Source organism: Janthinobacterium sp. TB1-E2, assembly GCF_036885605.1.
GTDB lineage: Bacteria > Pseudomonadota > Gammaproteobacteria > Burkholderiales > Burkholderiaceae_D > Janthinobacterium > Janthinobacterium aestuarii.
In genome coordinates, this window is the sequence record NZ_CP142523.1 from 4087242 (window position 1) to 4101322 (window position 14081).

Consider the following 14081-nt stretch of genomic DNA (forward strand, 5'->3'; position numbering starts at 1 on the left):
CAATCCCATCGTCAACCTGGCGGACAGAAACGCCGACAAGGCGGCGCGCATCGTGCAGCAATGCCCGCGTGAATTCGGCCACGGCTACACGAGCTTCGAGCAAGCCATCGAACTGGCCGTCGGCGATGACCACCGCCCGGCGCGGGAAAAGATCATCGTGCTGACCTTGACGCAGGCAACGGCGCGGAGGGCCGAGGATGAGCTGCGGGTGTGGTTTGCCCCAGCCCCACCCACCTGAGGCAATAACGAAAAAATGACTCGACAATGAATCAATCGAGGTAAGCAAGAATGTAAAAGTCATCGGTCCGTGTGGCCATATACTGTGCATTGCTGCTATCGCTACGGCCTGACTCGGGCAGTAGTAGAAAAATCAAGCCTTGGTGGTATCGGCAGGTCATTCAGACTTAAAATAGAAGCAACTAGCGACTTTTGCAGCGCAAAGCTTCAGCAGTGACTGCTACGCCATCCAAACCGCTCGTTCCCGTCGAAACCAAAAATATCGCATTCCCACCCCGTCGTGCAACTTCATTAATTGCCTTATTCATCGAATTGGACGCTTTATTGAGTCCAAGTTGTTGATCTGTACTAACGATGCCCAACGATTCACAATACTCTTTTTGAGTAGCCGTTACTATACGTACTTTTTCCGCACCAACATCTAACTGCGTCGCGCAGCCGGATAACGCGGCCAACAAGGAAAAAGAGACAAAAACAGATTTCTTCATACCAAACAATATCCCATTGAGTTTATTTTTAATTACGTACACGAAAATATAACGGTAGCCTTCGGGTAATTCCCGAAGACATAAGGCCCGGGGTTTTCAACGATCGATAACAATTTCATTGCTTTCCCGACAGTCGCACATTTGGCATTTGCCTCTACAAGGGCTTCTGCCAGAAGTGGCTCCCTTCCACTCGGAAATGCGCCAGCTTGACGAGAAACAACAAAGGTATCAGGCCCAGCTGCAACTGGTCCGGTACTGGAGGTCGCACATCCAACAATTGCCGACATTAACATTAAGACAGAAAGGATACGTATCATTTATTCCTTTAAATATCGGACAATTACATTCAACAATTTTTCTTCACATGCTCTCTTATCGATCATCCATTTTATTACAGACGCTAACCTTATATCCACTCTATTTTACGTGGGAAATGATTAACGCTCTCGCAATTTTACAATTTGGAAGCGCCATTAAATAGGCAACGCTGCGCCTTCCGACACAAAGTCCGGCTGCAGCAAACCAAAGACATGCAGGTCGACAAATACGCCATTTAACAGTTCTCCCTGCCGCAGCACGCCTTCATGCGCAAATCCCAGCCGCTCGGCCAGCGCGATGCTGGCGTGATTGCCGGCCGCGCACTCCAATTCGATGCGGTGCAACTGCAGCGCGCCAAACGCATGCGCGAGGACGGCGCGCACCGCGGCGCTGGCGATGCCCCGGCCCTGGAACTGGTGTCCGAGGTAGTAGCCAATTTTCGCTTTCCGGTCCACTGTGTCGATGTCTTTCAGGCGGATGCTGCCGCACAAGGCCGTGCCGGAGAAAACATGCCATTCCAGGACTTCGCCGCTGGCCACGCGCGCGGCAGCGGCCTGCAGATAGGCCTGCGCCTCGCCGAACGAGTCCAGCTGCACCACGGCGGGCAGATAAGCTTGCAGGGGCTCACGGTTTTGCGCCACCAAGGCGGCCAGCGCTTCGGCGTGTTCAGGCAAGGTTGGAACAATGAAAATATCAGGAAATGCTGAAAGAGTCAGATGCATAGGTCCCTGGCAGGCCGGTAAAGTTAAAGTAAAAACACACAGCGTATCGCTACGCCGCAATCGAATGCGACACCGTCAGCCACTCGCCCGGCCGAAGATTTTCCGCCGCCTCGCGCGTGGCCAGCACGCTGTCGGGGTCCAGGTCCGAGCGTTTCAGCTTGTAGGAATAGGCGAAATCATCGGCATCGAATGCTTGCCCCGCCTTGACGTAATACTTGAAGCCGACAAAGGAATCGGGATTGGTGACGATCGAGTACTCAAGCGTGACATTGTTCATGGCGGGCCTCGTCAACGGTGGTGAGGCGTCCATTATGCGTCAATTCCGGCGGCGGCGATGCGGCGGCTGATCCTTGCGGCAAGTCAATAGCCGTGCCGGCTGCCGGCGCTACAGTAGCCGGAGCCCACCACTACGCCGTCACTGCCATGCGCACCTTGCTCACGAAAATACGGAACACACTGGCGCCGCAGGCAAGCCTGCCGGCCGCGGCGCGCATGGAGCGGCTGTCGGACCGGCGCGGCCTGCCCGCCCTTGACCCCGGGCCGCAAGCCATCGTCAAGGCTTGCACGGCCTGGCTGTGCGCGGCGCAAGACCATTCCAGCTCAAAGGACGGCGGCGTCGCGCGCGACTACAGCCTGCTGACAGGCTGGTCGAGTTCCTACCCGGAGACCACCGGCTACATCATCCCCACGGTCATCGCCCTGGCGCAGCGCACGGGCGACGATGCCCTTCACGGGCGGGCGCGCCGCATGCTCGATTGGTGCGTGGCCATCCAGTTCCCCGAAGGCGGTTTCCAGGGCGGCAAGATCGACTCCACGCCGCGCGTGCCCGTCACCTTCAACACGGGGCAGATTTTGCTGGGCCTGGCCGCCGGCGTGGCAGCGTACGGCGAAGCCTACCAGGACGCCATGCACCGCGCGGCAACGTGGCTGCGCGACAGCCAGGATGCCGACGGCTGCTGGCGCCGCCATCCGACGCCCTTCGCCAGCGCCGGCGACAAGGCCTACGAAACGCACGTGGCGTGGGGCCTGTTTGAAGCGGACCGCGTCGCACCGGGCCACGGTTATGGCGCGGCCGGCCTGCGCCAGGTCGACTGGGCGTTGACCAAGCAGCGCCCCAACGGCTGGTTCGCCTCGAACTGCCTGGACAACCCGCTGCTGCCGCTGACCCATACCATCGGCTACGCCTTGCGCGGCCTGCTCGAAGCGCACCGCTTTTCGGCGCGCGCCGGCCTGCTGGACGCCGCCGCGCGCACCGGCACGAGCGTCGCCAAGGCCGTGAGGGACGACGGCTATCTGGCGGGTCGCCTCGGCCCGGACTTCCAGCCGGGGGCCGGCTACGCCTGCCTCACAGGTTCCGCGCAAAACGCCCATTGTCTGTTCCTGCTGTACCAGCTCACGGGCGAGCGGCGCTACCTCGACGCAGGGCGCCGCCTGAACCGTTTCGTGCGGCGCTCCATCAGCATCGACGGTCCCGCGCATGCGCGCGGCGGCGTCAAGGGCTCGTTTCCCGTCGATGGCGACTACGGGACATGGGCTTACCTGAACTGGGCGGCCAAGTTCTGCATCGATGCCAACCTGCTGGAAATGGAAATCGGAGATGCTTGACGAGGCCAAGCGCGCCGCCAGGGCCGCACTGGAAGCATGGCGCCGCGCCGCCAGCGCCCGGCGCGTGCGCCACAGTGCGCCCCACGTGACGCGTGCCGGATTGGCCGCCGATCTGGCGCGGCTGGGCATCGCGCACGGAGATACGCTGTTCATCCATTCTTCGCTGAAAAGCCTCGGCTACGTGGAAGGCGGCGCACCGGCCGTCGTACATGCCCTGCAGGACGCCGTCGGCCCGCAAGGCACCCTGCTGCTGCCCACCTATTATCTGCCCGGCGGCACGGTGCGCGCCACCTGCGCCATGTCCGACTATGTGTTCGACCCGCGCCGCCATGGCACGCACATGGGCCGCCTGCCCGAAGCCTTCCTGGCCAGCGCCGGTGTCCGGCGCAGCATCCACCCTACTCACTCCGTGTCCGCGTGGGGCCGCCATGCCGTTCACCTTACCGAGGCACACCACCACGCGCCCTCGATCTTCGGCATGGACTCGCCCTGGCAGCGCTTCATCGGCTGCGATCAGGCGAAGGTGCTGGGCCTCGGCATTTCCATGGGACCGGTGACGTTCTATCACGCGCTGGAAGACGCCATGGGCGACACCTTTCCCGTGCGCGTATGGGAAGACGATACACAGCTGCTGGCCTGCCTGGACCATGACGGCCGACGCTGGGACGTGCCCGTGCGCCCGTTCGATTCGGCAGTCGCCCAGCGCCGCATCGACCATCCCGGCCGCGCCGACCTGCGCGACTACTTTCACCGGGAATTCGACGCGGCCGGCCTGCGCGTCAACGGGATAGTGGGCGACGCGGCGTCGTGGCTGATACCGGCGCTGGCGTTTTATGCGCACCTGGGCCGGCTCGCGTTCGACGACGTGACGATCTACGCCACAGCGGCACAGCTGGCGGCACGGCCGGTGAGGCAGTGACACGCCAGCGACTACTTGCGCTGCAGGTCGTACACACCGCCCCCATTCGCAACAAAATACAGGGTGCCGCCGCCGTCACTCACCTCATCTTCGATGGGGCCATCCGTGCCACGCTTGCTCACCGTCCAGCTTCCCGCCTGCAAATCCGCCACCAGCACCTGCATGGATGCGCTGTGCGCCGGCAACTCGACGGTGACGGTCCCGCCCAGCGGCAAGCCGCTTTTGGAAAACAGCACCACGCGGTCCTGGATTTTCACGCCAGCCAGCAGGGCCGAATCGATGGCCGTCGTCGGCAGCGCAGGCAGCGTGCTGCTGGCATCCATCACCTGCATCACGTTCAGGAACACATCCGTTTCGTTCCCGCCCGGCGGCGACACTTCCAGCCGCCACGCGCCTGCTTCCTCGGTCGAATAATCGGCTTCAGGCTGGATAGGATAGTTCGTGCCGCCGACGCTGAATTCATTGCCGCTGCCGCCGACCTTGGCCAGCAACGCATTCGCCGGCAGCAAGGTGCGGTTGATCAGCTTGCCGTTGTACTGCAAGGTGCTGTTGTAATCCCAGTCCGTGCGCTGGATAAGCACCGTGTCGCCGCTGATTTGCGGCTCAAACTGGCTGTGCAGCAGCCAGGTCTTCTTGAACCCCGCGTCGCTGGCGCTGACTTTGTCGAACACGATCAGGGCCGCCGGGTGATCCGTATTCTTGAGATTCAAGAACACGAATGAGCGCTGGAACTGGCGCACCTTGCTGCTGTACGCGGCAGTCAGGTCGCCCTTGATGTAGCTGAAGTCGGGCGCCCCGGCCGCGCCGCCGACCTGCTGCTGGCGCAGGACAGTGGCCACCTTGTAGCCATTGGCCAGTTCCGCCACGGATGACGGCTCGTCGCCCGGAAAGCGCTGCCCGCCATCATTGGCATAGCCGTCGAAATTCTCGTCCGGGTCATGCACCAGCATGGTGTTGTGCGCGATGCTGCGCTTGTGATAATTCATGTCGTGCGCACTGCCGTATTCCAGGGGGATGCTGGGATCGGCCACATCCCTGCCGCTATAAATACCGGAATCGATGGCCAGGCCGCCCTTGTAGTAAATCTGAAAATGCCCGGCGTCATAATGCTCGTGGTTGCCGAACCAGTCGCCGCCGAGCTTCATCGTCGCCACGACATTGCCTGACTCCACATGTATGCCATCGGTCCACCCCGTGCGGGCGATCATCAGGCCGGCGGGATCCGGAAAATATTTGGTCAAGGGCAATGCCACCGGGCTCGGCGTGCTGCCCATGGCCGTATTGCCCAGCAGGATAGGCCAGATGCTGTCCTTCGGGTGGATAAAGCTGGTCGACGGCTGCAGCGACTGCTTCAAATACTCATGCTTCAAGGTGGGATTGTTGTAGTAGGTGGCGGGCAGCATGAAGGCCAGCGGTTCGCTCCAATACTCCCTGCTGTTGGTGTAGGAGGAGTGATAGACGTCGCCATCACGCATCCATTGTCCGTCGGGGCGGCGCGTGTACAGCCAGTGATATGGCGTCATCTGCTGTACGGGATCGAACACGGGCGCGGCGCCCATGCGCCGGAATATCCATGCGGCGTACATATCCGCCAGGAAACGCACCGTGCCATACGACGCACCCTGGTGATACGCTTGCGCCGCGTAGGCATAGTTACGCGGCGCGATATAGTCGGCAAAGAAGCGCCCGGCAACGATGTTGTAGACCAGCGGCGCCTCGTCATAAAAGGCGATGGCGGCCGACAGCTGGTCGCGCAGCAGCTGGTTGTCGCTGCCATGGCCGACGACGGGGCCTTGCCGCGATGGCGGAAAGCCGATTTCCATCGTGGCCGCCAGCTGCGTAAAACGCGCGACGACATACGCGCGCTGCTGCGCGCTCATCAGATGGAAGCACCAGTCATACACCATGGCGCTGGCCAGGATGATATCGCCTTTCTCGTTCGGGTGATTGTAACCAGGCGCAAACTGCACGGCCGCCAGGTAGTCGAGCAGCATCTGCACGGCTTCCCGGCCCCGCTGCGCCTGCGCCGCCGAACCGCCGCGTTCGTACAGCAGAGAGTACAGCGCCTTCGCCTTGATCGCGCTCACGGCATCGACCTGGTGATTGCTCCTGGCCGGGCCGCCAGGCACGAACACGGGCAACGCCACCACCGCCGGTGCCGCGACAAACCCGTTCAGGACAGCGCGATGCTGCACCATTTCCTGCGCGCCGGACTCGAAACGGCTACGTATCGCGGCCAGGTCCCCCACCCGGGCAAACACGCGCGGATGCTCGCCGGCGGGCGGCAGCACGGTGGGCAGCGGATACACGCCATAGCCTTGCGGGACAAAATCGGCCAGCGCCGTGACCAGCAAGCAATCGATCCCCAGGCCGCCCTCGCGGTACTGGAGTTTCAGTTCGCGCTCGCCCGCCGCGAGCCAGCGGGTGACGGGCAGCCAGGTCCACTTCGGTGGCTGGCCGGTGGTGAACGGCACGGATGCACTGGCATAGGCGCCATTGTCGACCGCCAGGTACAAGGACGCGGCGTTCGCCGCCGGCGCCAGCACGCGCAGCCAGATCGTATAGTTGCCATCGCGGGGCACGGCCACGCTGTACGACAATTGCGTCGCCGCGCCTGGAGACTCGGCACGCGCCAGGTCAGCCGGCGTACTCAGATAGCCGCCGCCGGAAACCACGTTGCCGCCCTGGCTTTCCAGCACCCATGGCGCGCCAGGCGCCGTACTTTCCGCCTCAAACATGGCCTCGACGGGAAAAGGCGTGGCATGCAGGGCCGGACTGGCTGCCAGCAAGGCAAAAGAGATAAAACCGCGTCGCAGTGGGGACATGAGGAGAACTCCAGATTGTTGTATTTTAAACAGCAACAACAATACACCACCTGGCGATATTTGATTCCATTTTTATAACAAAAATACCTAAGCCGGCCGGCGACGGGCAAAAAAAAACCGCCCGGATCGTCATGACACCGGGCGGTTCTCATTGGGTTGGCTACAACATCAAGCCTGCGGGCGGTCCGCCTTTTTCTCGCGCGCCACGATATACAGCAGCACGATGATGACGGCATACGGCAGCAGCGACAGCGCGTCCGAGTGCAGGCCCGCGTAGAACGGGTTGCCGTGCTCGGCCCAGTCGGCCATCATCTGGTCGAAGTGCGTGAGCACGCCGGCCGTGATGGCGATGATGATGCCGGCCAGCGCGCCGCCGGCGATGTAGCCGGAGGCCAGCAGAACGCCCGAGCTGCGGTCGCCCGCCAACTGGCGCTCTTCCTCGTTCAGTTTCGCATTGTGTTCCAGCTTGTTGTTGCGGCGGTCCGCCAGCCAGCGCACCAGGCCGCCGACGAAGATCGGCAAGGTCGATGACAGCGGCAGATACACGCCGACGGAAAACGCCAGCGACGGGATACCGGCCATTTCCAGCACCACGGCGATCATCACGCCGAACAGCACCAGGGTCCAGGGCAGTTGCTGGTCGAGGATGCCCTTGATGATGTAGGACATCAGCACGGCCTTCGGCGCATCGTATTTCTTCACTTCCGAACCGTCCGGACGCTTGCTGTAATGGCCGTTAATGCCCGGATCGACCAGGTAAGCCAGCTGGCCATCTTCCTTGACGAAATACTTGCCGGCCGGGCCACCCACGGTGTCCGTCTTTTGCCAGACTTTATACGTATTGTGGTCGGTATCGGCTTGCGGGCCGTGCAGCTCGCCCGTCACCGTCAGCTTAGACGCGTCGACCGTCAGGCCGGGCGCCACTTGCGCGGCCGGCACGTAGACGGTGCTCGCTTCGTTCAGTTTCAGCAGAATCGGACCGAGGATCAGCGCGGACGACAGCGCGCCCGCCAGGATCGCGTACTGCTGCAGGCGCGGCGTGGCGCCCACCAGGTAGCCGGTTTTCAAGTCTTGCGACGTGGTGCCCGCATTGCTGGCGGCGATGCAGACGATGGCGCCCACCGACAGGGCCGTCACATAGTAACGCCCGCCCGTCCAGCCCATGATCAGGAAGATCAGGCAGGTAAACAGCAAGGTGGCCACGGCCATGCCGGAGATCGGGTTCGACGACGAGCCGATTTCGCCCGTCAGGCGCGACGAGACGGTGGCGAACAGGAAGCCGAAGACGAGGATCAGCAGCGCGCCGAGGAAATTCATGTGCAGCGGCGTGGCGAAGGTGATCACGGCGATGATGGACAGGCAGCCGATGACGACCCATTTCAGGGGGATATCCTGGTCCGTGCGCAAGGTGGAATTGCTCTTGACGCCCTTGCCGATGCCTTTCAGGCCGGCCGACAGGCTGCGCCAGATCATGGGCATGGCGCGCACCAGCGAAATCAGGCCGCCGGCGGCCACGGCGCCCGCACCGATGTACAGCACATAGGCGCTGCGCACGTCGTCCGCGCCCATTTCGCTGATCAACTTGGTGCCAGGCGAGAGCACGGTGGTCAGGCTGTCGCCGAAGAACTTGATCATCGGGATCAAAAGCAGGTAGGACAGCACGCCGCCGGCCGCCATCGTGGCGGCGATGCGCGGGCCGATGATGTAGCCCACGCCCAGCAATTCAGGGGAAATCTCGGCGCCGATGGAGCCGCCCTTGAGCGGCGCGGCAAATTCCACGCCCGGCGTATCCTTCCAGCCCTTGAACGAAATATTGAACACCTTGTACAGCAAGCCGACGGCAAAACCGCCGAAGATGATCTTGGCGCGGCGCTTCGCGTCCAGCGCGGCGGCCGAATCCTTCTCGATGCTTTCGCCGGCGGCGATGCGCGATTCTTCCGTGGCGGCCGCCTTGAGCACTTCGGCGCACGCCGTACCTTCGGGGAATTTGAGTTCCTTGTGCTGGTCGACGATCATCGTGCGGCGCATCGGAATCATCATCAGGATGCCCAGCAAGCCGCCGAGGATACCGACCAGCATGACCCGCGAGATTTCCAGGTCGAAGCCGAGGATCAAAATGGCCGGCATGGTCACGCCCAGGCCGAAGGCCAGCGATTCGCCGGCCGAACCGGCCGTTTGCGTGATGCTGTTTTCCAGGATCGACGAATCCTTGCCGCCCACCTTCTTGGCCAGGCCGAACAGGGTGATGGCGATCACGGCGACGGGAATCGACGCGCTGACGGTCAGGCCCACTTTCAGCACCAGGTACAGCGAGGAGGCGCCAAAGACCATCCCCAGGATGACGCCCATGAATAGCGCGCGGAAGGTCATCTCGGGCAGCTTCGCATCGGCCGGAATGTACGGCTTCACGACGCTCGGTGTTGCATCTTTTGCCATGGATATTTCCTTAATTTTTAAAAATAAACAGCCCGGATTGACGCCCGGGCTATTTTCTTGAAGCCGAGACTATCGCACAGCCGCGTTTCGATGAAAAGGTTTTTTGCTCCCGGTCCCGGCGGCCAGCCCTGGCACCCCGCCCGCGCCGGAACGGCTGGCGCATTGGTCTATAATCGCTGCCACCGTGCCTTGCACGCCCACGTGAGACTGCCTTGATTGCCAAACGAACCGGATTCCCCTGGCCTTCCCGCCGCGCCACCATGCGCGCTATCATCATCGCCAGCTGCGCCGCGCTGGCCGCCGCCTTGCTGCTGGCCGCCTACCTGTTCCTGTACGTGCGCCCCCGCCTGCCCGAACTGGACGTCATTACCGATTACCAGCCGAAGATACCGCTGCGCGTGTACACGGCCGACAATGTGCTGATCGGCGAATTCGGCGAAGAACACCGCGACTTCGTGCCGATTGCGCAAGTGCCGGAAATGATGAAGAAGGCTCTGCTGGCCATCGAGGATGGCCGCTTCTATGAACACCACGGCATCGACTTCGTGCGGGCCGGCGGCGCCGTGCTGTCGAACCTGCGCCACGGCTTCGGCCACGGCGGCGGCTCCACCATCACCATGCAGGTGGCGCGCAATTTCTTCCTGACGCGCGAAAAAGTCGCCTCGCGCAAGCTCAATGAAATCATGCTGGCCCTGAAAATCGAATCGGCCCTGTCGAAAGACCAGATTCTCGAGCTGTACATGAACCAGATGTACCTGGGCCAGCGCTCGTTCGGCTTCGGCAGCGCGGCGCAGACCTACTTCGGCAAGCCCTTGTCCGAACTGTCGATCGCGGAAATGGCCATGCTGGCCGGCTTGCCGCAAAACCCCTCGCGCCACAACCCGATCAGCAATCCGAAAAAGGCGCACGCGCGCCAGCGGCTGGTCTTGAAACGCATGCGCGAACTCGATTACATCAGCGAAGGCCAGTACCAGCAAGCGCTGGCCCAGCCGCTGCATATCAATAGCCGCGGCAAGCAGGGTTTCGATACGCACGCCGAATACGTGGCCGAACTGGCGCGCCAGGCCGTCTATGCGCAGTTCAAGGAAGACAGCTACACCAAGGGCATCAGCGTCTACACGACGATCCTGAAAGCGGATCAGGACGCGGCCTATGCTTCGACGCGCCGCAACGTCATCGCCTACGACCAGCGCCACGGCTACCGCGGCCCGGAAACCTTCATCGATATGCCGGCCGACCCGGAGCAGCGCGACGATGCCATCGATGCAGCGCTGCAAAAACGCCCGGACAGCGACGGCCTGATCGCCGCCGTCGTCACGGACGTGGCCAGCGGCAAGGTGGTGGCCGACACGGGCGACGGCGACGCCAAGACGATCACAGGCGATGGCTTGCGCTTTGCCGCCCCCGCCCTGTCCGCCAAAGCGAGCGCCGGCATCAAGCTGCGCCCGGGCGCCGTGATCCGCATCACCAGGGATGGCAAGGACAACTGGGCCATCACGCAAGTGCCGCTGGTGGCCGCCGCGTTTGTGTCGCTCGACGCGGACACGGGCGCCTACCACGCCATGGTGGGCGGCTTCGATTACAACCTGCAAAAGTTCAATCACGTGACGCAAGCGTGGCGCCAGCCCGGTTCGGCCATGAAACCGTTCGTGTATTCGGCGGCGCTGGAAAAAGGCTTTTCGCCGGCCACCCTGATCAATGACGTGCCTTTGGAAATGCAGGCGGGCGGCAAGGTGTGGGCGCCGCAGAACGACGACTTCAAGTTCGACGGCCCCATCACCATGCGCTATGCGCTGGCGCAATCGAAGAACGTGGCCTCGGTGCGCATCCTGCGCGCGCTGGGCGTGTCGTACACGCACGACTTCATGGAAAAATTCGGCTTCGACCCGGCCCGCCAGCCGAACAATCTGACCATGGCGCTGGGCACGGGTTCCGTCACGCCCGTGCAGATGGCGGGCGCCTACGCCCTGTTCGCCAATGGCGGCCACCAGGTGGAACCTTACCTGATCGACCGCATCGTCGATGCCAAGGGCGCCATCCTGATGCAGACCAAGCCGCCCGCGCCGAACGACGACAAGACCCTGGCGCTGGACCCGCGCAACGCCTTCGTGATGGACAGCATGCTGCGCGAAGTGGCGCGCACGGGCACGGGCGCGGCGGCAACGAAAAAACTGGTCCGGACTGACATCGCCGGCAAGACGGGCACCACCAGCGACGCCGTCGACGGCTGGTTCGCCGGCTACAGCGGCGGCATCGTGGCCGTGGCGTGGATGGGCTACGACGAGCCCAAGTCCCTGGGCGGACGCGAATTCGGCGCCACCCTGGCCATGCCGATCTGGATCGACTACATGCGCACGGCCCTGTCGACGCGCCCGCAAGTCACGCGCGCCGTGCCGGATGGCCTGAGCCAGGTCGATGGCGAGTGGCTATATGACGAATTCATCGACATGAACGGGATCAAGACGCTGGATATGGACGTGGAGACGCCGACGGATCCGGCAGCCGTGCCGGAGACGCTGCCCGTGGAAACCACGAACTGATCAGTAGGTCGGGTTAGCCGGAACGGCGTAACCCGACAAGTCGCCGTCGGCGGCGTTTTTACGGCGCCTTGACCATGCTCAAATACCCGCGCGCCGTACTGACGACGCTATCGGCGAAATCGTCGACATTGACCTTCGCTGCGCGGTACTTCCAGCGTTTCACGTACCAGTCCTGGAACAGGGCCAGGCAGTGCGCGGCCAGCAAGGTGGGATCGCCCTGCGGCTTCGGTTCGATTTCGGCGATGGTGGCGGCGATCAGGGTCTGCACATACAGTTCCGAATTCTTCGCCATGCTGCGCTGCTCGACCTGCAGCACGCGCGAATCCATGAAGACAAAATAAAACCACGGCTGCAGCACTTCGGACAGGTAGATCGACGAGCGTATCATCGCTTCGAGGCGGTCCAGCGGCGACTTCACGTCGACGAACAGCAGCGGCAAGGCTTGCGTGGCGTGGCGCACCACGTCCTCGATCATTTCGGCCAGTTGATCCTTGCTGGTGATGTAGCCATACAGGCCGCCCATCGACAGCCCCGTCTCGCGGCACAGGTCGCGCAAGCTCATGGCGCGGAAGCCCACGTCATTGGCCAGGCGGAAGGTGGCGACGAAGATGCGCTCAAGATTTTCCAGCGCCGGCTTGCGGCGCTTGACGCCGATACGTTCCGCGTGGCGGTCAAGAATATATTCCCAGATGTTTTCGCCATTTAAAGGCGTCATCTGCTGAAACTGTTCAAAATTAAAATGGGTCGACAAGTGCATTCCCAAATAACGGTGTAAGAGCGATATCCATGCAATGCCTGGGCAAGGCACTGCAAGACGGCGGGACGGCTGCTGCGGGGCCGATTATAGCTCAGGAAAACAACTATTTTACTTTTCAACTATGCAATGGGCGCATAAGCCACGCCAAATACCCACAGTTATTGCGCTGCATCATGCAATTCAAATGCAATTTACATCGAGCGGTGCTACATTTAAAAAACCGAGCGCTCGCTATTTTTAATGCATCGAGAATGTAAGGAGCGCACGGTTCATCGCTACAGCATCGACATTTCCATATTATTCAAATAACGGAGACAAAATGAAGACTCGCTTTTGGCAACTGCTATCCACCCTGCTGTTCACTCTCGCCATCCTGCCCGGCAGCGCCAGCGCCGCCGGCTACACGCAAACGAAGTACCCGATCGTGCTCGTGCACGGCTTGTTCGGCTTCGACAAGCTCGGTCCCGTCGACTATTTTTATGGCGTCTCCGACGCCTTGCGCAGCGGCGGCGCACAAGTGTATGTGACCACCGTGTCGGCCGCCAACAGCACGGAAGTGCGCGGCGAGCAGCTGCTGTCGCAGGTGCGGCAAATCCTCGCCGCCACGGGGGCGGCCAAGGTCAATTTGATCGGCCATAGCCACGGCGGCCCCACGGCCCGCTATGTCGCCTCCGTGCGCCCCGACCTGGTGGCGTCCGTCACCAGCGTGGCCGGCGTGAACAAAGGCTCCAAGGTGGCAGACATCCTCAGCGGCGCCATTCCCAACACCAGCAACGCGTTGGGCAATGCGCTCGCCTCCCTGATCGGCATTTTGTCGGGCAACAAGGGATTGCCGCAAAACGCGGGCGCCTCGCTGGCGTCGCTGTCCACGGCCGGCTCGCTCGCTTTTAATAGCCGCCATCCGCAAGGTGTGCCCACCTCCGCCTGCGGCGAAGGCGCGTACCAGGTACAAGGCGTGCACTATTTTTCCTGGAGCGGCGCGCAACCGTACACGAACGTGCTCGACGTGGGCGACCCGGTACTGGCAGCCATCAGCCTGGCCTTCGGCGGTGCCAAGAACGATGGCCTGGTGAGCAGCTGCTCCAGCCACCTGGGCAAGGTAATCCGCGACGACTACGCCATGAACCACCTCGATGAAGTCAACCAGTTCGTCGGCATCGTCAACCTGTTCGAAACGAACCCCGTCACCGTCTTCCGCCAACAGGCCAACCGCCTGCAAGGCCTGGGACTGTAA

At 62.2% G+C, this 14081-nt stretch carries 11 protein-coding genes; 5 read left to right on the forward strand and 6 right to left on the reverse strand.

What is annotated here, in order from left to right; all coding sequences use genetic code 11:
* Positions 1-52: 52 nt before the first annotated feature.
* Positions 53-238, forward strand: a complete 186-nt coding sequence (locus tag OPV09_RS18360) for a hypothetical protein (protein WP_338679033.1) — start codon at positions 53-55, stop codon at positions 236-238.
* A gap of 181 nt (positions 239-419) precedes the next feature.
* Here the strand turns inward: OPV09_RS18360 and OPV09_RS18365 are convergent, their stop codons facing one another.
* From OPV09_RS18365 to OPV09_RS18375, 3 genes are all read right to left on the reverse strand, one after another.
* Positions 420-725, reverse strand: coding sequence for a hypothetical protein (locus OPV09_RS18365; protein ID WP_128142854.1), 306 nt, complete (start codon positions 723-725; stop codon positions 420-422).
* A 473-nt stretch (positions 726-1198) separates the two neighbouring features.
* Positions 1199-1717, reverse strand: coding sequence for a GNAT family protein (locus OPV09_RS18370; RefSeq protein WP_338679034.1), 519 nt, complete (start codon positions 1715-1717; stop codon positions 1199-1201).
* Positions 1718-1814: 97 nt separating this feature from the next.
* Positions 1815-2042: a hypothetical protein gene (locus OPV09_RS18375; RefSeq protein ID WP_338679035.1), complete on the reverse strand. Its 228-nt coding sequence runs from the start codon at positions 2040-2042 to the stop codon at positions 1815-1817.
* Between the two features lie 146 nt (positions 2043-2188).
* Here OPV09_RS18375 and OPV09_RS18380 point away from each other — a divergent pair, with 146 nt between their 5' ends.
* Together OPV09_RS18380 and OPV09_RS18385 are read left to right on the forward strand one after the other, a co-directional pair.
* On the forward strand, positions 2189-3370 hold the full coding sequence (locus OPV09_RS18380; RefSeq protein WP_338679036.1) for a hypothetical protein: 1182 nt from the start codon (positions 2189-2191) through the stop codon (positions 3368-3370).
* Positions 3363-4289 (forward strand): AAC(3) family N-acetyltransferase, encoded by a 927-nt coding sequence (locus OPV09_RS18385; RefSeq protein ID WP_338679037.1) that lies wholly within the window; start codon positions 3363-3365, stop codon positions 4287-4289. The genes OPV09_RS18380 and OPV09_RS18385 overlap by 8 nt, the downstream gene beginning before the upstream one ends.
* 11 nt (positions 4290-4300) lie before the next feature.
* On the opposite strand, the gene OPV09_RS18390 is transcribed toward OPV09_RS18385, so the two are convergent.
* Both OPV09_RS18390 and OPV09_RS18395 read right to left on the reverse strand, forming a co-directional pair.
* Positions 4301-7114, reverse strand: coding sequence for a heparinase II/III domain-containing protein (locus OPV09_RS18390; protein ID WP_338679038.1), 2814 nt, complete (start codon positions 7112-7114; stop codon positions 4301-4303).
* Between the two features lie 168 nt (positions 7115-7282).
* Complete coding sequence (locus tag OPV09_RS18395; protein ID WP_058049920.1) at positions 7283-9550, reverse strand: OPT family oligopeptide transporter; 2268 nt, start codon at positions 9548-9550, stop codon at positions 7283-7285.
* 260 nt (positions 9551-9810) lie between these two features.
* On the opposite strand from OPV09_RS18395, the gene OPV09_RS18400 reads away from it, so the two are divergent.
* Complete coding sequence (locus OPV09_RS18400) at positions 9811-12090, forward strand: PBP1A family penicillin-binding protein (RefSeq protein WP_338679039.1); 2280 nt, start codon at positions 9811-9813, stop codon at positions 12088-12090.
* Positions 12091-12148: 58 nt separating this feature from the next.
* On the opposite strand, the gene OPV09_RS18405 is transcribed toward OPV09_RS18400, so the two are convergent.
* Complete coding sequence (locus OPV09_RS18405) at positions 12149-12805, reverse strand: TetR/AcrR family transcriptional regulator (protein WP_034756249.1); 657 nt, start codon at positions 12803-12805, stop codon at positions 12149-12151.
* Between the two features lie 361 nt (positions 12806-13166).
* Here OPV09_RS18405 and OPV09_RS18410 point away from each other — a divergent pair, with 361 nt between their 5' ends.
* Entirely contained in the window at positions 13167-14081 is a 915-nt protein-coding gene (locus OPV09_RS18410) for a triacylglycerol lipase (protein WP_331776326.1), read from the forward strand.